This is a genomic window from Neptuniibacter sp. 2_MG-2023 (assembly GCF_030547495.1).
Taxonomy (GTDB): Bacteria; Pseudomonadota; Gammaproteobacteria; order Pseudomonadales; family Balneatricaceae; genus Neptuniibacter.
Map to the genome: position 1 here is coordinate 179,347 of NZ_JAUOQC010000003.1, position 20,630 is coordinate 199,976.

The window sequence follows — 20,630 nt, forward strand, 5'->3', positions numbered from 1 at the left end:
TACAAAAAGCAATTAATCGCAGCCAACGGAATAAGTTGATAATGGTTTTTAATCATAAACTCACTAACGATGAAACAAGCTATGGCTGGGGACCTGTCTTCATGCACTGGCTGATGGCATTTGCCATTATTGGGCTCTACCCCCTCGGGTGGTATATAGAGACCTTAGATTATTACGACCCAGCCTATAAGACGGTGCCTGTCTGGCATAAAAGCATTGGTATTCTTGTCGCAATGACTCTGCTTCTACGTATTGTTTGGCGTATTTTTAATAAACCACCTGCTGCGCTGCCGCAACCGGCACCTCTCTTATTCATTGCAAAAATGGCTCATGGCTTATTGTATTTATTAGTACTGTTAACTGTTATCTCCGGTTATTTAATCTCTACCGCAGATGGCCGAACCATTGAATTATTTAACCTTATTAGTCTTCCTGCACTACCTTTTGAGATCGGCAACCAAGAGGATATTGCTGGAGAGATACATTTCATTGTAGCAACCAGTTTAATTTCCATTGCGGCACTACACGCAGCCGCAGCCTTAAAGCATCACTTTATCGACAAAGACACAACTTTGAAGCGCATGCTTGCGCTACGCGAGGAAACAGAATGAAAACAAAACTTATTAAAGGGTTAACACTAGCCACACTGATCTCAGCATCACCTTTGTATGCCGCAGATTATGTCATTGATACCAAAGGCGCTCATGCATCTATTGAGTTTCGTGTTAGCCATTTAGGTATTAGTTGGCTCACAGGCCGTTTTAATACGTTCAATGGCGACTTCTCTTACGATGCAAAAAATCCAGCGGCGTCCTCTATTAATGTAGAGGTTGATGTTGCCTCTTTTGACTCTAATCATGCGGAGCGTAATAAGCATATCCGTGGTGACAAATACTTAAATGTAGAGGCTCATCCTACAGCATCATTTAAAAGTACATCCTTTACTCCTAATGCTGATGGCGGTGGTGTAATGAAAGGAATGCTGACGCTTTACGGAACCACTAAAGAGGTTGCTATTGATGTGAACAAAGTTGGCGAAGGTGAAGACCCTTGGGGCGGTTACCGAGTTGGTTTTTCTGGCACTCTTGAGCTCACACCTAAAGAGTTTGGTATGAACTATGAGCTAGGCCCAGCCGCAGAAACCGTTTATATGGATCTTAATATCGAAGGTATCCGTAAATAAGCTGGATCGACTAAAACTGGCAGAATAAATCAAACAGATGAATTAATCTTAATTCGTCTGTTTGATATTAGCCTCTAATAAGAGTTCAATGGAATTTACGCTCCATCTATTGGATATCTTTTATTCAAACTCCATTGCTTCAAAAATCCGGCCTGCGTTTTTAGCGGCCAAGGCATCAAATGTTTCTAAGTGGGCATAAGGACTTTGGTCAATTTTATAGGCATCTTCAAGCATGCCCCCCTCTTCTATAAGTTCACCCACTTTACCGCGAATATATTCGAGATAACCCCGCGTCCATTGATCTACTGTTTTAAAATCAGTCGCCTCACCATGGCCTGGGATAATAATTTTATCCGCCGCATAAGGTGCAAATTTAGCCTGCCATGTCGCTAACCATTCGGCGGTATCCGTGTCAGGAAAAACGGGCAATAAGCGTTGATGAAAAGCCATATCCCCCGCAATTAATACATTACTGGATGGAATAAAAACAGAAATATCACCCGCAGAGTGAGCCGGGCCAAAATGGATTAATTCGACCTGCAATCCACCTAAATCAAGTGACATTGTGTCTTCAAATGTCTGATCAATCTCAACTAAGGATGTATTTTCAAAGCGCTCTTTAAGAATAAGTTTAAGGCTTTCCAAACCATCCAAGCCTTTTTCCTCAATCTCTTCTAGGGCATCCTCATGAGCAATTATCGTCGCACCCTGCTCCTTCCAATAACTATTACCGAGTGTTGCATGGGATTGACCATTTTCATCAACCACGTACTTTACTGGAAGCGTTGTCTGTTTTTTAATCTCATCATGTAAGGCTTTAGCAAGTTGATAAGAAGCGCCACCATTAACAACTAATACCGCTTCCTCTCCAATCACAAAAGATAAATTATTATTATGCCCACCATTTTCATAACTGTAATACTGAGTGGCTCCAATAGCAGACCACACATGCTCTGCAATTTTGACAGGATGGCTATAAAGCATAGATTCTGGATATTTATCTGCAGGACTCGCAGCATAAATAGAAGAAGATAGAAGTAAACAGGAAAGGCTCAAGCCTTTAAATCGATGAGTAAAGTTCATAAGCGCCATCTTTATTTTATTTGTATTGTTGATAGTCCCTTACAAATATAAGCTATTGCTTATTTAGCAGCAAGTTGATTATAAAATTTCAAACTCAACTCGCCCATTCGACCCCGTTTTATCTTGAACATAAAGCTTATATTGCTGGCGAGTTTTTAATTGGAGGGTTAATTTTGTACTACGGGAATCCTGTAGCTTGCCATTAAGATACCAATACAGCTCTCCTGCAGCACCTTCCACTTCAGCACTAAGCGTTACCATCTGATGATCTAAAACATAGTAAACTTGCCCCTGATTTATGCCCGTAATACGTAGAGGTGCGCTCTCTTGCGGGATCACGTTGCAGCGAGAATCAAACCGAGGCAGTTGATAAAACATTCTCTGTGAGGGTTTCACCCAAGGCTCTAACGCATTAGGCCAAAGATAAGCGGTTTGCGCGATTGCATCGCTATCACACTCACGTGTAACACGCTGTAAGCTGTCGTGATTAACTAAATAATTCAATTCAGGTGTAAAAAACTGAGGGGACTTCTCTCCCCACTGATAACCAAATGCTAAAGTCCTTGGAGTAGAATCATTAATTACATAAGCCATACGTTTTATATGGCAGTTTTCAGGATCAACAAACGTCTCTTTCCTCCCATCAGGCCAGCACACTTTTTGCTCTGAAACCGATGCGGGCTGTTCAATCTCCTCTCCTCTGGTATTTAATTGATTGAACAAACTAAATAGCAAAGGACCTGCCAATACGCTACCCATAGTCTTTTCCATAGGTTTACCATCGGGTCTACCCAACCACACCCCTAAGGTATATTCCTTTGACACCCCGACCGCCCAAACATCACGATAATTCCAGCTAGTACCCGTTTTCCAACCGATTGCTGGCAAATTCTGACGTGATACACCGTAACGTAGATTACGTGGCAACTTGACTCCGTTCAAAACTTTCCATGTAATCCAAGCCGCCTCGGGGGTCATTAATTGACGACTCTTTTCCTCAGCCGTAGCTGGCGTATACCTAAGTGGATAAACACTCCCCTTATTAGCCAATGCACTATAGATCGTCACTAATTTTTCCAAAGTAAATCCAGTGCCACCTAAGATAATAGCGGGGTTTGCATCATCATCTGGGATCGTTAACTCTGTGCCTACATGATGTAATTTATTAACAAAATTTTGTGCTCCATAAGCTTCAATAAGCTGTACGAATGGGAGATTTAAGGAACGGGTCAATGCTTCAGAAGCCGACACCGGCCCCGAGAACCCTTGACTAAAATTTCCAGGCCGATAATTATTCGCCACTCTGGGCACATCCGCCAACAAAGATTCACTATGAATTAGGTTTTCATCTAAAGCTAAGGCAAATAGAAAAGGTTTAAGTGTTGAGCCTGGTGAGCGAACAGCGGTTGTCATATCAACATGACCCGCTCGCTTATTATCAAAGAAATCAGCAGAACCTACATAGGCTAATACTTGATGTGAACGGTTATCCACTAACAGAGCCGCAGCGGATAGTTCCCCCTGTAAGGGTGAGACGTAACTTTTGACTCTATCTGCAAACTGCTGCTGTAAACTTAGATCTACTGTACTACTAATCACTCGCTCTGCGGCATACTGCCGATGTAATCGACGACTTAACAAAGGCGCATCAACCGGTGTTGCTAATGGCCACACCGCTACATGCTCTTGTTTAGCAGACGTTACAACAGCGTCACTCCAAAGCCGTTGACTGAGCATACGCTCCAGCACTTTATTCCGCGCCCGCTCTGCTCGCTGTGGATGTCTATCAGGTCTCAACCGCGATGGCGCTTGAGGCAATACCGCTAACAAGGCGGCCTCAGAATATCTCAATGAAGAAGCAGGCTTATGTAAATATTGTAAACTGGCGGCTTGGACGCCCTCTAAAGTTCCACCAAAAGGGGCGTAGTTTAGATAAAGCTCCAGTATCTCCTGTTTACTAAGGTGCCACTCTAGCTGTAATGCCCGCAGTAATTGCTGACATTTCCCAGCAAAGGTTCTCGGATGTGGATATAGAATACGGGCCACTTGCATTGTAAGCGTTGAGCCGCCCGAAATAATCTTACCCTCTTTTAGATACTGCCAACCGGCCCGCACCAAACTGAAAGGGTTTATGCCCCAATGGGAATAGAAATAGCGGTCTTCATAACCTATCAGCGCTTCAAGATAATAAGGGGATACATCCGCTAAGCTGACTTCGTAGCGCCATACCCCCTTACTGTCTGCAAATGAACGTAGAGGCTCCCCTTGCCTGTCTAATACGATACTGGCAAAGTTTTGATCATGTTGCGGCTGCTTTAAGGGATAAAAAATATCTGCTAGCAGTAGTCCACTTAAAACAAAGCAAACCACCACCAGCAAACCTAAAGCATATTTAAACCGACCCATCACAAGTTATGGCATCACCGAAATCGACTTAATACTATTGCTAATACCTCGTATAGATGGTTTATACATCGATTCAACCATCGCAGGCGGCACAGCATAAGAGCCTGGAGTTACCGCTCTTGATAAGAAATACAAAGTTTGTTCTCGCTTAGCAGGAAGATTAACAGCAGCTACATAGCGATCATCTTTATAAGCCTGATAAACAATGCTTGCTTCCTGCTGAATAGCCTTACCGTAAAGCTGAATACTATCTAGTTTTAATGCATTCTGTAGATTCTGATTTTCTAGTTCCACACCGGCAGGAATTAAGTTCACAAGTAGCCCATCAGGTACAGGTTTCTCACTGTATAAACGAACCCGTGTTAATACAACTTCGCCTATTTTAAGCACCTGATCTTTCTTAAGTTCGACAGCCTTTTCATTAACCACTTTGAAGTGATCAACTCGAACACGCACCCCTTCATCCAATGAAGATGGCATCTCTATAGGTAGCCCTGTCCAGCTAAAACTAGCAAATACAGGCTTATCTCCTTTATTGATAAAGTGTGTCTCATGTAGAGATTCCTTATCAATATTTTTACCTAACGCCCCTGATGCTGAAACCAGTTCAGCAATTTGGCCTTGTACCAGATCACCGGTCCAGTTCCCATCTTTATCCAACTGATATAGTTCAGACGCTAAACGTAACAAAGCGGCTTTTTCCTGAGTACTCAGCCATCGTTGCTGTTTCAACTCCACAAGGAGCTCGGGTAACTGTTGCAGTGCCTGCAGAGTCAATCCCTCAGACGCAGATTTAGCAGCGATAATAGTATACATCGCCATCGACTGATCACGGACAACCGAACCATAATCGCCTAAATATCCCTCTGCTCTTTTTACAGAAAGCGCATCAGAGACTAATTTCTCACCCTCTTCAACACTACCTGTTTCGATCATCGCTAATCCTAAATGAACCCCTGGCAACACGCCCCGTGCATCATCTAGTTGTTTTTCTGCCATCTCCCGTAAAGGGCCTAATGTGACGCGCCCCTCTTGAGCTAAAAGGTAAGCAGCATAAGCTCTGTATGAGATCTCATAATGGGATGGAATGTCTGTCCACACTTTTACAGTCTGAGCGGTACGTTTATGCACATAAGTGTTTAAACGATTTCGAGCATTATTTAACAGTGGCTCAGGTACAGAAACGCCTGACTGTTTAAGTTGCAACAAAAAGTCAGTTGCATACGCTGTCAACCAATGTTCCTCTGGTGAAAACTTATCCCACAAACCAAATGAACCATTCGCTTTTTGTAATTCAGTGTAACGAGCCAACGCGTTATTAACCCGTTGTTCAATCTCTCTATTACTCACTTCTTGAGCAAATTCGGGTAGTTCCTCATGTTCGAAAAGCACCGCAATAGGTTGGGACTTACTCGTGGTTTGCTCTAAGCAAGCATAGGGATAACGCATCAAACTTTTAAAGTGATTAGCGGCACCTAAATCGGGTGTATCTGCCACTCTTAACTGAGCTTTAAGCGTATCACCGGCGAGTGTTTGCAAGGCATCCGCAGGGAAGCTAATTTTCTCGCCCTTCTTCAAGTACTCACTGATCTGGCCGTAGGTTGCAGGATAAGCAGCACGCACACCTATAGACCACTCACGGTGAAGTTTAATAACCTTACCCTTGTCATCCGTTAGTGTAATTTCAGCAGTGATATCACCTTCGCCTATAGCACTCGCTTTAACAGGTAGGTGAATGATCTGCTTTTGCCCATCATCCAGCTGAACACGATGTTGTTTAGCATCAAACACAACCGAACCTTGGACATCAATAGAGATCTCAACGTCTTGAGTTAAGCCGCTTACATTAGCTAGATCCAACGCTAAAACCGCTTCATCCCCTATAGCTAAAAACCTTGGCATAGAGAGTTGCGCCACCACCGGTGAAGCAACCTTAGTTGTCTCCATTTTAGTGCCAAACTGATCACTACCCATAGCGACTGCATTTAAGGTTAACTCACCATCAAAAGCAGGAAGCTCTAGCGGGATAGAAGCCTCACCCTGCTCCACTTTCACGATAGAGCTAAATAAACTAACAATCTGCACATCACTGGGTGGAGCCTCACCTCCTCGTTCTAGCTCGCCATCACCACCCCAACGTACTTCCGCCTGATCACTCAAGACCGGTTCAGCTAAGTCATCATACATATCGGTAATCGATGCATTGTAACGACGTTGACCGTAGAAGAACTGAAACGGATCGGGCTGTTTATAACCGGTTACACTCAAAACACCACTATCGACTGCACTTAACGTGATATAAACATCACCTGTAACGGGGTTACCGTTTTTATCATTAACCCGTACTTTAATATCTGCACGGCTTTCAGGCAGCAATTTGTCAGCCACATCAATTTTGACATCCAGCTCGCGCGCTGAACGATCTAAAGGAAGGTGAGCTATACCAAAGCTACGCTTACTCACTTTCTCTTTCTGATCTGTAGGTGCAATAACAAAAGCAGAAATATAAGCATCATGCCGAGCAAGAAGTTGCGGCAGTTGAATCTCAACTTCCGCCTCGCGGTTATCTAATTTCACCTCAACGGTACTTAGCACTTGGTCTGTTTCAAGCAGAACTAAAGCCCGACCTTCAGTTGGTGAAGCCAATCGAACTTTAACTTTATCGCCCGCTTTATAAGCAGCCTTATCCAGCGCCACTGTAACTTTATCTGGGCGAATTTGATCCGATGCACTATTCCAACGGTTGTACCAGCCTTCCCCTGCTTGGAATCTATAAACAGTCTTACTTTTACCCTCATAGTCATCAAGTTCTAATCGATAACGTCCCCACTCAACAGGTACCTTGAGTGACGGGCGAGTATTATCCGCAAAATTGATCACATCATTAGCGACAGGGTATTCATTCTTCTCTATCTGGTAATGCCAACCTCGCTCGGGGGTATGGCTCCAAAAATATTTCTCTTCAATACGATAGAGGGTTGCTTTAGCTTCACCTTTTGCCAGCAGATTACCCTGCCCATCCGCTCGAACAAGATCAAATTCAACATCCTGCTCTGTCTCAGATATATTATTTTTAAACCTTGGTTTGACGCCAATGAAGCTACTACGAGGCCAAAGCAGTACTGATTGAGTTCGGTTAATTGCCCGACCACCACTCTCAAATAAGCTATAACTTAAACGTAGACGTGTAGGTGTAGAGATACGGTTCCAATCAAACTGATTTTTATTCAGCTCGGTTGTCGTTTCGCCCTGACTATTAAGCTCAACCGAATCTAAACTAAATTGATTACGAGCAACGCTCTCAGCCTCTCCAAATCTAAAATCTTTTAATTCATCGAAAGGGGACGCCCATCCGCTGATGATGGCTAGAGTATCTAAACGGTTTCCTGCCGCTGGCGCACCATATAGATACTCACCCACAACCGGTACAGAAATAAGATCATTTTGATTAAAGCTCAGAAGCTTTTGTTGATTAAAAACAAGACGTAGGCGTTCAGGTAAAAACTCTTCTACTTTAAACTTAAAACGTACTTTAGGTTTCGGCTGCGCTGAGCTAAATACATGTGCCTGCCACTCGCCAAGCGGTGCAGAATCAGAAATTGCATGTCGAAATTCATAATAACCAGGCGTTGAGGCACCTACCCGCCACTTTCCTGCACTCTGGCCATCAGGCTTAATCAACTCAATATAGATGGGGCCTCCGATTAACTGACCATCCATATCACGAGTCAATGTGCTTAAAATCAGTTCTTCACCTGGACGATAAATATCCCGAGGCGAGTACACGAAATGCTCAACCTCCCTTACAGCTCGGCCAGATAGATCAAAACTAGAAAGGTCAAAGTCAGGGGTATGATAGGCTAATACAGAAACTTGATTACCTTTGGTTGCCATAATCAAGCGAGGGGATTTTTTTTGCCAAGCATTACTAAGATCCCAAGCACCCTCTTTATCACTGGTACCTGAGCTAATAACTTTATTATTGTAATCTAAGATTTCTAAATCAACACCTTCGAGTAAAGCACCACTCTTAGCATCTTGGGTAATAAAACGGGTATGCTTACCGTAATCACGTGCTTGAATACCTATAGATGAAACCGTAAACCAAGTTGCTTGGAAATCAAAACCACCTGGCGCTCTTACCGTCGCAAGGTATAAACCACCATTATCAATATTGGGCACTAAATTAATCGGAAAACTAGCACGGTTACGTTGATTCTTTTTCTCACTAATTTTCACTCTTGTGCTATACAGGTGATCCACAGTATTAGCTAAACGTGTTTCATCATTATACCAACGGTCCCCTGTTGACAGTGAAGCATATTCATTAAAGAAAGAGACCAGTTGATCCGGTTTAACCTTATAAATAGTGACGTCAGCTTCAGGTACATTGATCGCCAATAGGGCAAGTGAATCAACCTTGCCGGGGATCATAACAACCCCATCGGTTTCAAAAGAAACTAAACTAGAAAGTGCTCGGGTTTTAACTGTTGTTGATAATCCTTTGCTAATACGGGTTCCATTTTCAGCCACTAAGCCAGAAGCAACATGGATATCATATTCAGTAACGGGAGAGATACCGGTAAAGTAGAGAGTTCTTCCATCTTTACTTAACACAGGTTTCCCTAATTCAGGCTCGATTTTGATAAAAGATGTAAAGGCCTGATCCGGCTTTATCGGTGTATTAAACAGAAGCGATATTGCATTTACATCACCAAACTCTCGTTCAGATATATCTAATACCGTTAATTTTTGAGTATTTTTCTGGACGGTAGTTTGAGTATTACTTTGGACAGAAATGGATTCTGGAGCAGAAGCGCTTTCAGCTATCCCTTTACTATCATTTGGATCTTCAGAGCAGCCTGCCAAAAATAGCGCCATTAACAACCCAAAACCCAATACTTTGTTACTCAACATTCAGAAACTCCCTAACCGAATTGATATCTGCACAGCTTAATCTATACAGACTTAGATAAAAATGGCCTTATAGGTTTATACCACTATTTCGTTATAAATCTGGCTTGCAAAATACCGAGTAGCAAGCGAGACTCAGCTCCGGCATATATCAGAAATAGACAATAGTATAGAGGTTTGTTCGTGGATACAGAGCAGTCTGATTACACATGGGATAAAGCGTTTTTCGAGAAGAGATCTACCCTATTTAGTAATTTCCAAATGGGTTTCATTGGCGCGGCGTTAATGCTGATGATGATGGATCTTTCTAAAATCTATCTATTAGCGCCCTTAGTCGTGGGATTGATTCTATCTAGTTGGTACAAACACAACCTAGATAACATTAAAGATGAAATGAAAGGATGCACTTTGACATTTTCACCTAAATCGATCCTTATCTCCTTTCCTCAGCTAGAAACAGAATCCCGTATAACGTTTAGAGAGATAGATGAAGTAGAGGCTCACAAAGAAAACTTTGTGCACATCATCAGCCTATATCTAAAACAAGATGATAAGAAGGTTCAACTTAAAGGAATGAAAGACACTGAGCAGCTTATCCAACAACTCAAAACTGCGATAAAAACGGTTAATGAACAATAAGAGTAACTTAACAGGAAGCACCGTTAATCTTGAGTCAGAGGGTATCTTTCCTTAAATAACCTCTGACAATACCAACGAATTGAAACCCCTACCTAGCTCATTTCACGCACTTTCTCACGGGTCTGAGCAAAAGAATGAGCTTCACACTTTTCCAATAGCTCAACCAACATCTTACGATAATCAGCCCAATAGTTTTTTAAACTCACAAGATCTTCAGCTAAAAAATGCCGAGTAACTAAGCCGATCTGTAAAGAAGAGATCATCTGCACAATACCGTGCAACTCTATATGAGAAACATTTGGCGAAACCTTTTTCAATTGCTCTAAACGGATTAATGAAACCTCATCTATAAATCGACGAATCATACACTGTCTTGTTTTATTGTGAGCTGACGCTGAGATAAAACCAAACAACGCTCTGACATATAAATTATCTACAGCAAAACATCTCAATAACTGACTTTCCATCAATTCAAAAAAGTCATCTTTAGACTCTGGAGATGGATACTCTCTAATATCCATCAACAAACTCTGAGTTAACAACTCTAAAACTTCAGTTTCTACCGCTTCCATGGTTCTGAAATGATGATACAAACCGCCCTTACTTATGGAAGCCTGTTCGATTAACCGACCAGCAGTTAGGGCATCCAATCCACTGTGGCTGATTATTTCAACAGCCGCCCGCAATATTGAGCGGCGTGTAAGATTGGAATTACTATTAGCACACATAGCTCTGACCTTCTGTAACAATGAACTACACAGGACTTACAAACTTATCTAGCCCCTCCACCTTTATGCTACGCCTTACAGAAAGAGGGTTACATTGATAGATATAGATTTACTGATTTAGATCAAGCCTGCATGAGACGGAGAGATAAAGCCGGTTTGCAGTAGATGAAAAGGGGAATTTCTGAGGTATTTAAATAAAAAAACCAGGGTAAAAAATACCCTGGCTGAAAGAGATAAAGACAAAACATTCACGAAGAGTAGGAATGATTCATAGCCATTAAAACACCCCACTCATGAATATTGACTTAACAGAAAACAACTGAACAAAAAACAAACACTAGTTAATCCAGAGTCATTCACAAACAATAAAACACTAGGATTAGCTCAAGTTCCTCACAATAAGCGTTTACTAACACTTTTACAGTCAACTCTTCTCTGTCATTATCTAAGCTATATGTCTGTCATTATGAATGGTTAGATAACACCGCATACTCAATCATGGATCTTGGATATGGAATTAAGCAGTCTTTATGTCACTGTTATTGAACCTTCAAAAGTTCAACGCCAGATAATTACAGGACACTTAAATAGTTTTGGCATTGAACAGATAGAAGAGTTTGAAGAAGCGCGACCGGCACTTAACCATATGCTCTCCTCGCCGCCAGATCTTGTCCTCTCCTCTATGCATCTTCCTGATATTACCGGTACCGAATTAGTCACCCAGATGCGTGGTTTAAACACCCTTCAAGATATAACCTTTCTACTGGTCTCATCAGAAACTCATTATCGTTATCTCGAACCCATTCGCCAGGCTGGAGCGATCGCTATATTACCAAAACCCTTTAGCCGAGAAGAGATGGGAGTCGCACTAAGAAGCACCTTAGATTATATAACTGATTTTGAGTCAGAAAGTGACAACGATGACTACGAGGCCCTTAACGTATTAATTGTTGATGATAGCTCTCTATCACGTAAATATATTCAGCAAATGCTCAAATCCCTCTCGATCCACTCCATACAAACAGCTAAAGATGGATCAGAAGCACTCGAACTGATCAATCAAGGCAACCTCTTTGACCTCATCATTACCGATTACAATATGCCTAATATTGATGGCAAAGAGTTAACAGAGCATATTAGAACAGCCAGTGAGCAGCCTACAGTGCCAATCCTTATGATGACCAGTGAGCAGAATGAAAGTCGATTAGCGGCCATTCAAAGCGCGGGGGTATCCGCCTTATGCAGCAAACCACTCTCATACGATACAGTTAAACACCTGATTGAACAGCTAGTAACTGAATTTTAACTCGTTGATTTTAAAGCTTAATAAAAAACGCGGCCTAAGCCGCGTTTTTTATTACCACCGACAGTGAAGCTGCCGGCTTTAGCCTTTATCATCCAAAAGATGATCAGGAATAAAGCCCATAATCAACGCACCCCAATGCTGTCCATTCACATATAAGGGAATTGATAAATCGTTAAGAATTTCACCCGTATCACGAATATATGTCTGCAATAGGAATGGTGCTGTAGACGATGCACGTCGTACTTCTGCACGATTACTTGCGAATATGCGACGGTTACGGCTCTTAAGGTTATCAACCTCAAAATTACCCGTCATACGCTCTGAAACTTTAGTGTGGTGAGCTGCGGCATATCCATTTTTATCTACGGCTATAGCGTAGATAAATTCTGGCCGCTGGGAAATAAATCCATCAAATAATGGACGCATAACCGCATCATACTGGTCAGCGTAACTCGTATCATATTTTTCAGGCAGTTGACCATCGTTGGTACGTTTATAGTTAGTATCGAACAGATTAGCACCCCGTGAAGCCAGCTCTTCCAGTGCCGTTTGGATCTCCACCCCCCACTGACGCCCCGTTTGAATCATGCCTTCAAAACCACCATAACCAATGATAAAGCGAGATAGAAGCTCTTGAGTCTCTTCCGTAGAGTGTTCTAGCTCTTCAGAATAACGACGCGACTCCTCTATTTCACCATGCATCTCGGTTGATAAAGAGGTAATTTCAGATACAAGCCCATGGGATTCTTTATTTGTATAAGCCAGCTCATCAATCGCTGCGCTGATACTACTTAATTGACCATTCAGATCCTCAAAGTCACTCACTAAGCCATGAAATTGGTTATTAGTGCTTTTAATAAATTCTTCAGTAGACCCAACATACTCAAGAATAGTTACTGAGCTAGAACCCGTTTTATCAACTAAAGAGGACATCTGGCTAATGTTCTGATCAATTTCACTCGTAGCAACACTGACTTTTTGAGATAAGTTTCGTACCTCATCAGCAACTACAGAGAAACCACGCCCCGCTTCACCTGCTCGCGCCGCTTCAATGGAAGCATTAAGTGCAAGCAAATTGGTTTGGTCAGAAAAATCTTTAACCATACCTAGTATTTCAGTGATATTTTTTGAATTCATTTCTAACTGATGCACAGTATCCTGAAAATCAGTTACTTGAGTTCTAATGGCTTCCACTTGCTGCTGCACACGCCCTAACTCGACACTCGATGCTCTAATCTCATCCAAGTTTTGCGAATTGCGTTCAGATATTTGGAGAGTACTGCCTGCAATATTATCAATTGCTTGAGTCGCTTCTTGACTAGACTGGAAGACTTTTTGAGCCTGCTCTTCCTGCTTAGTTGCCGAACTTTGAGCTTCTATAAGTACTTTCTGTAATCGAGTTGAGCTTAAAGCAACACTAACACTTCGACGTCGACTTTCAGCAATCATCGATTTCAAACTTGTCGAGAATGTATTGTAACTCTCAGCCATATCTGAAATTTCATCATAGGTATATTCAGGTAATGTCGCTGATATATCCCCATCTTTATCTTTAATTGCTTGTAAGACATCGGTCATCTTTTTTATAGGTCGTAAAAATAGATGACGCATGAAGAAGATGGTCAACAGACCCGACACTAAAGCAAAGCTAACCGTCGCTAGCCCATAAAACCAAAATGAATCTAACTCTTGTCTGATTGCCTCTCCAGAAACGTTCCCAGCAGCTAAGCTGGCATCAATTTGACTGAAGTGGTTATACCCGACAAATAACAAGACTATATGAGGTAAAAGTAGAAATACCACATTGCCTGTTATTTTCTTCGTCAACGAATTAAAGCAGGTTTTCTCTACACTCTTATACAAGCTCATTTACGCACTCTTTATTGTTATAGGCTTTTATAATTTTTATAGTTTTTTATAATTGAGTTATAACTTTTTTATCATTCAGTTATAACTCAATATAAACGTATCCATTTGCCAACTTCAAGATTAAACTAAAGTTTCAGCATAACATCCATCAAATTCAAGCCACCCACTACCAAAGTATCCAACTTGTACACTTTTGTAGCTTATCTCTGCATTCTTTCCAATTTTCGCAATATTTTTCAACTAATTGCCAAAACTCAGGACGGTGATTTAAATGCACTAAATGCGCAAGTTCATGGATCAGGACATAATCGATCAACGATTGTTCAGCAAAGATCAGTCGCCAATTCAAAGAGATATCACCTTTACTTGTACAGCTCCCCCATCGCCTTTTATAATTTTTTATAATCAATGAGTTAGACCGTAATCCCATAATATTTTGCCAATACACAATACGCTCAGAAAAATAGCTTTCAGCTTCAGTTTTATACCAGGCTTGTAAGCAGGCTTTCACTCGTTCCTCTACTGCTTTTTTAGAGCGATTGGTGATGCATATATTCAGTTTTTGATCATCTAAACTGACTCTATTTTTTGGACCAATATCCCAAGTAATTGCATAGTACTCCCCCTTGTAGGGGAACATTGCTCCGTCAGCGACCTTTAAACAACCTTCAGCTAATTCACTGCTGAGTTTCTCACTTTTTTGGCGAATCCATACCTCTTTGCTTTGTACCCAATTACGTACCCATAGATCGGACACCCAATGCGGCACTCTAACCTCTACGCCCTTCTCGCTAATTCGGATAGCCGCCGTTTTTCTTTTTCTGCTGCGTATTATCCGGTAACTAGCAGGGTTTATAAGATCATTCATAACAGAGATCACTGCAAAAAATAGTCATTAAAGTCGATGTAAAAAGTCTGTTTGCTAAGTTAAAAACCACTGTAAACGGACTAATAGGTTCTTGTTAACGTTAAGGCAATATCCTATCTCCTGCTTCAGTTGCGTTAATCTATGAGCATCACACACTTGTCCATATTCTATATCTTCATATAAGGTTGAAACTCGAATAAAAGATTCAGCATACTCAGGCTTATATTGTGCGAGGCGATCGCAATAATGGGTAACGGTCTCCCCCGTCCGCCGAGCCATATCTTCTTTTGCGAAGTATGCTGATAGGGCATTAATCATATTATCTGATGGATTTGCAGATCGTTTCTTTTTGTAATTCAAGAGCAACAAGGTCAGTGAGATAACAAGCGAAAAGGGAATCAACAGGAACAGAGCAAGCTTCAGAGGTGACAATGCCCCTAATAAATGTTCTAGCAAGCCCTTTTGTTGGTGGTGATAATTGAGTACCCAGCGATGCCAGCCATAATTCAATGCCTCAATTCTATGCCGTATCTGCATCAGTATTTGATTATTTGAAATACTCCATGCACTTAACAAATTATCTTGTAAAAATGCATTGTCTTTCGACAAAATATCATCTGCTGGCTTCTCAACTCGATCAGGAGCAACCCAAGCCGTAGGATCCATACGCACCCAGCCTTGCTCAGGGAACCAGGCCTCAATCCAAGCATGAGCATCATATTGACGTACTAAGAAATAGTTTTCATAAGGGTTCCACTCACCTCCCTGATAGCCTGTGACCACACGTGCAGGAATACCAACCGATCTTAATAAAAATGCACTTGCACTCGCGAAGTGACCGCAAAACCCGGTCTTAGTCTCAAATAAAAACTCTGAAATGCTGTCATCACCTAACGGAGGGGGGGTTAACGAGTAGTTAAAATTTTGGTGATAATACTGCTTCATTTTATCTATAAACGCTTGGGGCGTCGCAGACTCCTGCCACCAGCTGGAAGCTAAGCGCTTCGCCTCATTGTTCCCAAGAGGGATATGCAGTTCCTTTGCAAAATCATCTGCGGTTTTATCTAAACCAAAACCACGATCTAAGCGCGAAGATATTTTATATTGCTCTCGATTTAAGATCTTAGTTTTGGAAGCAAGTGTCATGTCAGCATAAGCATTCAGCTCACTTGGCCATGCGGAAAGGTAGTCCAATACAGGAATATAGTTTCTCTGATTCGACTCTAAAATCACTTCGTACTGAAAGGTTCCAGTCTCTTTAATGTCGCGATTTCGTGGCAGTTTAGGCACCTTCTCTTCATCCTTTAACCAGCCCCGTCCATCAAAATCAGACAGTACAATTGAGCGCCAATATAACTGTGTTTGATCTGGAACATCCCCATCAAAACGCACCCGAAAAGCAACCTCTGCTGAACGTGTTAAACGGGTTATATCACCCGGTGTCATCGTGTCAGCTAACCCAGTTTTAGCCGCAGATTTATCTAAACCGACTTCCCACAAAGGGCCTAACCTAGGCATACCAATAAATAACACAACCATAAGAGGGAAAGCGGGGATAAGCATTAAAACAGAGCGTTTCAACGGATATATAAAACCGGTCTCTCGCGATAAATTAGTACTCATCAAAGCACTTGTAACGATAATAATGGCAAGGATCACATAGATCGCTGTTCCCACACTTTGACTAAAAAGAAAGATGGTTGAAGCAACTAAGTAAGCGACATAGAGCACTATTAAGGAATCTCTCCGATGATAGAGTTCGATGACCTTCAGACCAAAACCAACAACAAGCAATGCAACCGTTACACTGATCCCTCCCCCTTCTTTATAACTCGCCAATACACCGACACCTGCGGCTAAGACTAAGCAGGTTTTCAACCACTTAGGAGGCAGTGACCAGCGCCCTAAATAAACCATCAGGCGCCAAACAATGCATAAAATCACAACAAGAGTAATCCAGTAAGGCAGATGCGATATATGGGGTAATGTAACAATAACCACACTCAGTAATTGCCACAATAAAGCGGTGCGCGTTAGCTGCTGATCATTCACTGCAGAGATCCCTCAGCTTTAAATAATGCCAGTTCACCTAATATATTATTTAAATGCTCAGGCCCCGTAGCGGGTTGAATTGATAAGTTAGGAAGGTGCAGTCCATATTCACGATAATGATGTTCACACTCAAGCGCCCAATATGTCATAACAGATAAGCGATCTTCTGTTGATAGTTCAGGCCATTCCCGCCATGACAACCAGATCTCTTTACTCTCTTGGCCAACATAATTTTTAGTTAACAAGCCCCGCCCTTGGGCGTATTGTTTCCAAGCGATGTGCCGTAAGGATGAACCAGGTCGATATTCATCTAACCCTGAGAAATCATCCCCTGCATTCTCTTTCCCTTGCCGACCATCAATACTATCGTCAAAAGACGTCGGTAATCTGCCTTCTTCAGGTTTAGGATAAACAATTGCTGTAAGATCCAGCTCGACCCAACTCCATGCCCGTAACAAGCCAAACGGAAAAACAGTTTCAAGCTTAAGTACCTGTGGGGTAAGGTAGCCTCGCTTTTTTGCCATTACATAAAGAGATAGGTTTTTTTCTCGTGTTTTATCTAGATATATTCTCTGACCGTCCCGCTCCCCACGCCAACACAGAAACACATTTTCATAATTTCTTAGATTATTCGCATAGATTTTTAGCTTAAATTCAGCTAATTCACCTACATGACAATGCCCTGCTTTAACAGCAGAAATACATAAACCCGATAAATTAAAAAAAGTGTAATGGATTGCCAAAACACCTAACGCAATTAATAGAAAAGACACCGCATGGATAAGATTATTCTGATAGTTTGTTGCAACTAAATATAAGACGAAGCAAACCGCTAAATAAGCCCAGCCCGCCAAGGTAGGAAAGATAAAAATACTTCTTTGATTTAACTCGATTAAACGGCCTTTAGGCCTTCTGTTAACCGCCCAACGTTCAGATAACTCGACAATAGGCTTAAACAACAGACTCAACATAGCTAAGCCAATACATCTACTTGAGTTAATATTTTTTTAATATACCCCTCACCAGCATATTCGCCACTCTCTTTTACCCCTCGCAGCCTATGGGCAAATACAGGCTGTAGCATAGCTTGAACATCCTCAGGCACGACGTAGTCCCTGCCATGTAAAAACGCCCAAGTTTTCGCAGTATTCAATAAGGCTAAACTTCCTCTAGGCGAGACACCGAACTCAAAATGAGTGGCATCACGGGTAAAACGTATAAGACGCTGAATATAATCTAACACGCTACCGGATACGTTAACCTCTGAGCACAAATCCCGCAGCTCGAGCAGCTCAGCTGGGGTTAAACAGGGCGTTAAGCTAGGTATTTTTTTTCTTGCATCACCACCGACTAATAGCTCACGTTCAGCCTTCTCACTCGGATACCCCAATTGAATTCGCATAAGAAAACGATCGAGTTGGGATTCAGGAAGTGGAAATGTGCCGTATTGAGAAATCGGGTTTTGAGTTGCTATAACAAAAAAGGGAGTGGGCAAACTATAGGTTTCGCCTTCAACACTGACTTGCCCCTCTTCCATCGCTTCTAGAAGCGCACTTTGCGTTTTAGGCGTTGTCCGATTGATCTCATCAGCTAATAACAGTTGCGTAAAAACAGGTCCTTTATGGTAAACAAACTCCCCACTGTTACCATTGAATATAGATACACCTATAATATCAGCCGGTAACATATCGCTTGTAAACTGAAGTCGTTGGAAGTCCAAACTCATCACTTGTGCTAATGCGTGGGCCAAAGATGTTTTCCCCATCCCTGGTTGGTCTTCAATTAACAGATGCCCCCCGCTAATCAAACAAGTCACCGCTTGTTTGATCTGTTCCTCTTTACCGTAAAGAATTTCCCCCACACTATCGATCAGTTGCTTCAGTTTGTCTCTCATTAACCCCTGACTCCAACAAAAAAAGAAAATTAGTAATATTCTCATTCTAAAAGAAAGCGACTTTTTTAATAGTCGAAAACACACAAACAGGCATCATTCCTAATTGCTAGATCCCCGCCGCCCTGAGACTACAATCAGAAGAAAATCATGTCCTAAGATATATAACAGTACAGCACCCGAACACATTCTAAAACGTTAAAGGGATCAATTGCCTATGGTAATTCGCATACTCTGATCGACAAACCTCTTCGTCTGTCTCTATCTGTATCAAATTGGCTGAATGGATGCCCGCTTTTAAACAAACATCATATCCCTCTTTAAGGTGATTGTAGGCAGTGACAATGCCCTCTTCATCCTTAAGTAAGGCTTTAACAACCTCGCCCTGATGCAGATACTCAACCTCAATAACAATGGGTGAATGGCCCGCCTCAATAAAATTTACAGCTTTAATTCTTTGTTGCTCTTTTAGCTTTTGTAAGTAATTAATGTCCACCTTCCGCCTCCACAATTAGGTTAAGATCTAATGTAGCTGCAATGAAAAACTGACCGGCATAATTCCAGTTAACCAAGCCTCCTAAGCATAGCTAATAAACGATAAAAACAGGCACACCCTAGTCCATATAAGAAAAAAGCCCGGACAACCGGGCTTTATCATCTCATACTCAATATTAGTGATCGTGATTACAACCTTCGTCATGTACATGACCATGAGCTAACTCATCTTCAGTTGCTTCACGCACGTCTGTAACTTCTACACTAAACTGCAAAGTCTGACCGGCAAGGGGATGATTTCCATCAAGAGTAACTTCTTTCTCTTCTACCGCAATAACCGTTACAGGTTGCTGTCCCCAAGGAGCTTCAGCCATAAACTGCATACCGACTTCAATATTATCGATACCTTCAAAATTTGCGCGATCTACTTTTTGAACAAGCTCTTCACGGATATCGCCGTAACCCTCTTCAGGCTTCACGACAACATCTAGTTTATCGCCTACAACTTTCCCTAATAATGCATTTTCAAGACCAGAAACAATGTTGTTAGCTCCACAAACAAAGGATAGTGGTTCTTGACCCGCAGAAGAATCCAGAACTTCTCCCGTTTCATTTTTAAGGGTGTAGTGAATCAGTGCGACCAAATTTTCAGCAATTTGCATAAACAAATCTCTTATAACGGGAACTTGCTGTATTAATTGGCACCATAACCCTACGTCATAGCGGGCCTTAAAAAGCAAAGAGCTACCCAAATGATTAAAAGCTAAATAATACCGTCTGACTGATTTCGCTACCAGTGCCCTTATCACCTTACTGAATATTTTTCATAAACAGTGGGAAAAATAGGAATTTTTCTTAGACTCATTTTAAAAGTTGTGTGCTAGTTTTAATTGGTAGGGGAAAGGAACTCATCGAGGGACGACCAATGGAAAATGCATGCACTCTTTGTTACAACTTAGTGCTACACAATAAACCACACGCTGCACTTAAAAAAATCAGCGAATTAAAAGGTAGTGAACTGTATAAGTGCTGCTGTTGTTATGCTTATTTGCATAAACACGATGCTGAATGGGAAATCATCAGTGGCGGGGAGTTTATGGGGGCACCTAAGCAAAACACCTCCACTATCATTGCGGCTGAAAACAAAACGCCGACTGCAACAGATCTACGAAGCAATCAGCGTTAGTTGTTCTCAA

16 protein-coding genes are annotated in these 20,630 nt (G+C 41.8%); 5 read left to right on the forward strand and 11 right to left on the reverse strand.

Going from position 1 to position 20,630, the window contains the following annotated elements:
• Positions 1 to 41 precede the first annotated feature (41 nt).
• Together Q4486_RS04715 and Q4486_RS04720 are read left to right on the forward strand one after the other, a co-directional pair.
• The gene (locus Q4486_RS04715; protein WP_303518541.1) at positions 42 to 611 is read left to right on the forward strand and encodes a cytochrome b; all 570 of its coding nucleotides are present in this window, start codon (positions 42 to 44) and stop codon (positions 609 to 611) included.
• Positions 608 to 1,183 carry a YceI family protein gene (locus Q4486_RS04720; RefSeq protein ID WP_303518542.1) on the forward strand — a complete coding sequence of 192 codons (576 nt, stop codon included), beginning with the start codon at positions 608 to 610 and terminating at the stop codon, positions 1,181 to 1,183. The genes Q4486_RS04715 and Q4486_RS04720 overlap by 4 nt, the downstream gene beginning before the upstream one ends.
• A gap of 120 nt (positions 1,184 to 1,303) precedes the next feature.
• Here the strand turns inward: Q4486_RS04720 and Q4486_RS04725 are convergent, their stop codons facing one another.
• From Q4486_RS04725 to Q4486_RS04735, 3 genes are all read right to left on the reverse strand, one after another.
• A complete protein-coding gene (locus Q4486_RS04725; protein WP_303518544.1) occupies positions 1,304 to 2,266 on the reverse strand; it encodes an MBL fold metallo-hydrolase in 963 nt (320 codons plus the stop codon).
• 78 nt (positions 2,267 to 2,344) lie between these two features.
• A complete protein-coding gene (pbpC, locus tag Q4486_RS04730) occupies positions 2,345 to 4,672 on the reverse strand; it encodes a penicillin-binding protein 1C (RefSeq protein ID WP_303417238.1) in 2,328 nt (775 codons plus the stop codon).
• Positions 4,673 to 4,678: 6 nt separating this feature from the next.
• Positions 4,679 to 9,589, reverse strand: coding sequence for an alpha-2-macroglobulin (locus Q4486_RS04735; RefSeq protein ID WP_303518545.1), 4,911 nt, complete (start codon positions 9,587 to 9,589; stop codon positions 4,679 to 4,681).
• A gap of 180 nt (positions 9,590 to 9,769) precedes the next feature.
• Between Q4486_RS04735 and Q4486_RS04740 the strand changes: the two genes are divergently transcribed.
• A complete protein-coding gene (locus Q4486_RS04740) occupies positions 9,770 to 10,225 on the forward strand; it encodes a hypothetical protein (protein WP_303518546.1) in 456 nt (151 codons plus the stop codon).
• A 92-nt stretch (positions 10,226 to 10,317) separates the two neighbouring features.
• On the opposite strand, the gene Q4486_RS04745 is transcribed toward Q4486_RS04740, so the two are convergent.
• Positions 10,318 to 10,953 (reverse strand): TetR/AcrR family transcriptional regulator, encoded by a 636-nt coding sequence (locus tag Q4486_RS04745; RefSeq protein WP_303417090.1) that lies wholly within the window; start codon positions 10,951 to 10,953, stop codon positions 10,318 to 10,320.
• Between the two features lie 511 nt (positions 10,954 to 11,464).
• Between Q4486_RS04745 and Q4486_RS04750 the strand changes: the two genes are divergently transcribed.
• A complete protein-coding gene (locus Q4486_RS04750; protein ID WP_303417092.1) occupies positions 11,465 to 12,259 on the forward strand; it encodes a response regulator in 795 nt (264 codons plus the stop codon).
• Between the two features lie 78 nt (positions 12,260 to 12,337).
• Here Q4486_RS04750 and Q4486_RS04755 read toward each other — a convergent pair whose 3' ends face one another.
• The 7 genes from Q4486_RS04755 to Q4486_RS04785 form a co-directional block, all read right to left on the reverse strand.
• The gene (locus Q4486_RS04755; protein WP_303518547.1) at positions 12,338 to 14,128 is read right to left on the reverse strand and encodes a methyl-accepting chemotaxis protein; all 1,791 of its coding nucleotides are present in this window, start codon (positions 14,126 to 14,128) and stop codon (positions 12,338 to 12,340) included.
• 166 nt (positions 14,129 to 14,294) lie between these two features.
• Positions 14,295 to 14,996: a M48 family metallopeptidase gene (locus Q4486_RS04760; RefSeq protein ID WP_303417096.1), complete on the reverse strand. Its 702-nt coding sequence runs from the start codon at positions 14,994 to 14,996 to the stop codon at positions 14,295 to 14,297.
• A gap of 54 nt (positions 14,997 to 15,050) precedes the next feature.
• The gene (locus Q4486_RS04765; RefSeq protein WP_303518548.1) at positions 15,051 to 17,048 is read right to left on the reverse strand and encodes a DUF3488 and transglutaminase-like domain-containing protein; all 1,998 of its coding nucleotides are present in this window, start codon (positions 17,046 to 17,048) and stop codon (positions 15,051 to 15,053) included.
• A complete protein-coding gene (locus Q4486_RS04770) occupies positions 17,045 to 18,019 on the reverse strand; it encodes a DUF58 domain-containing protein (RefSeq protein WP_303518549.1) in 975 nt (324 codons plus the stop codon). The genes Q4486_RS04765 and Q4486_RS04770 overlap by 4 nt, the downstream gene beginning before the upstream one ends.
• Positions 18,020 to 18,021: 2 nt before the next feature.
• Positions 18,022 to 18,942, reverse strand: coding sequence for a MoxR family ATPase (locus Q4486_RS04775; RefSeq protein WP_303417102.1), 921 nt, complete (start codon positions 18,940 to 18,942; stop codon positions 18,022 to 18,024).
• 187 nt (positions 18,943 to 19,129) lie between these two features.
• Positions 19,130 to 19,435, reverse strand: a complete 306-nt coding sequence (locus tag Q4486_RS04780; RefSeq protein ID WP_303417104.1) for a hypothetical protein — start codon at positions 19,433 to 19,435, stop codon at positions 19,130 to 19,132.
• A 175-nt stretch (positions 19,436 to 19,610) separates the two neighbouring features.
• The gene (locus Q4486_RS04785; protein ID WP_067867066.1) at positions 19,611 to 20,096 is read right to left on the reverse strand and encodes a peptidylprolyl isomerase; all 486 of its coding nucleotides are present in this window, start codon (positions 20,094 to 20,096) and stop codon (positions 19,611 to 19,613) included.
• A 263-nt stretch (positions 20,097 to 20,359) separates the two neighbouring features.
• Between Q4486_RS04785 and Q4486_RS04790 the strand changes: the two genes are divergently transcribed.
• A complete protein-coding gene (locus Q4486_RS04790) occupies positions 20,360 to 20,620 on the forward strand; it encodes a hypothetical protein (protein WP_303518550.1) in 261 nt (86 codons plus the stop codon).
• Positions 20,621 to 20,630: the final 10 nt, after the last annotated feature.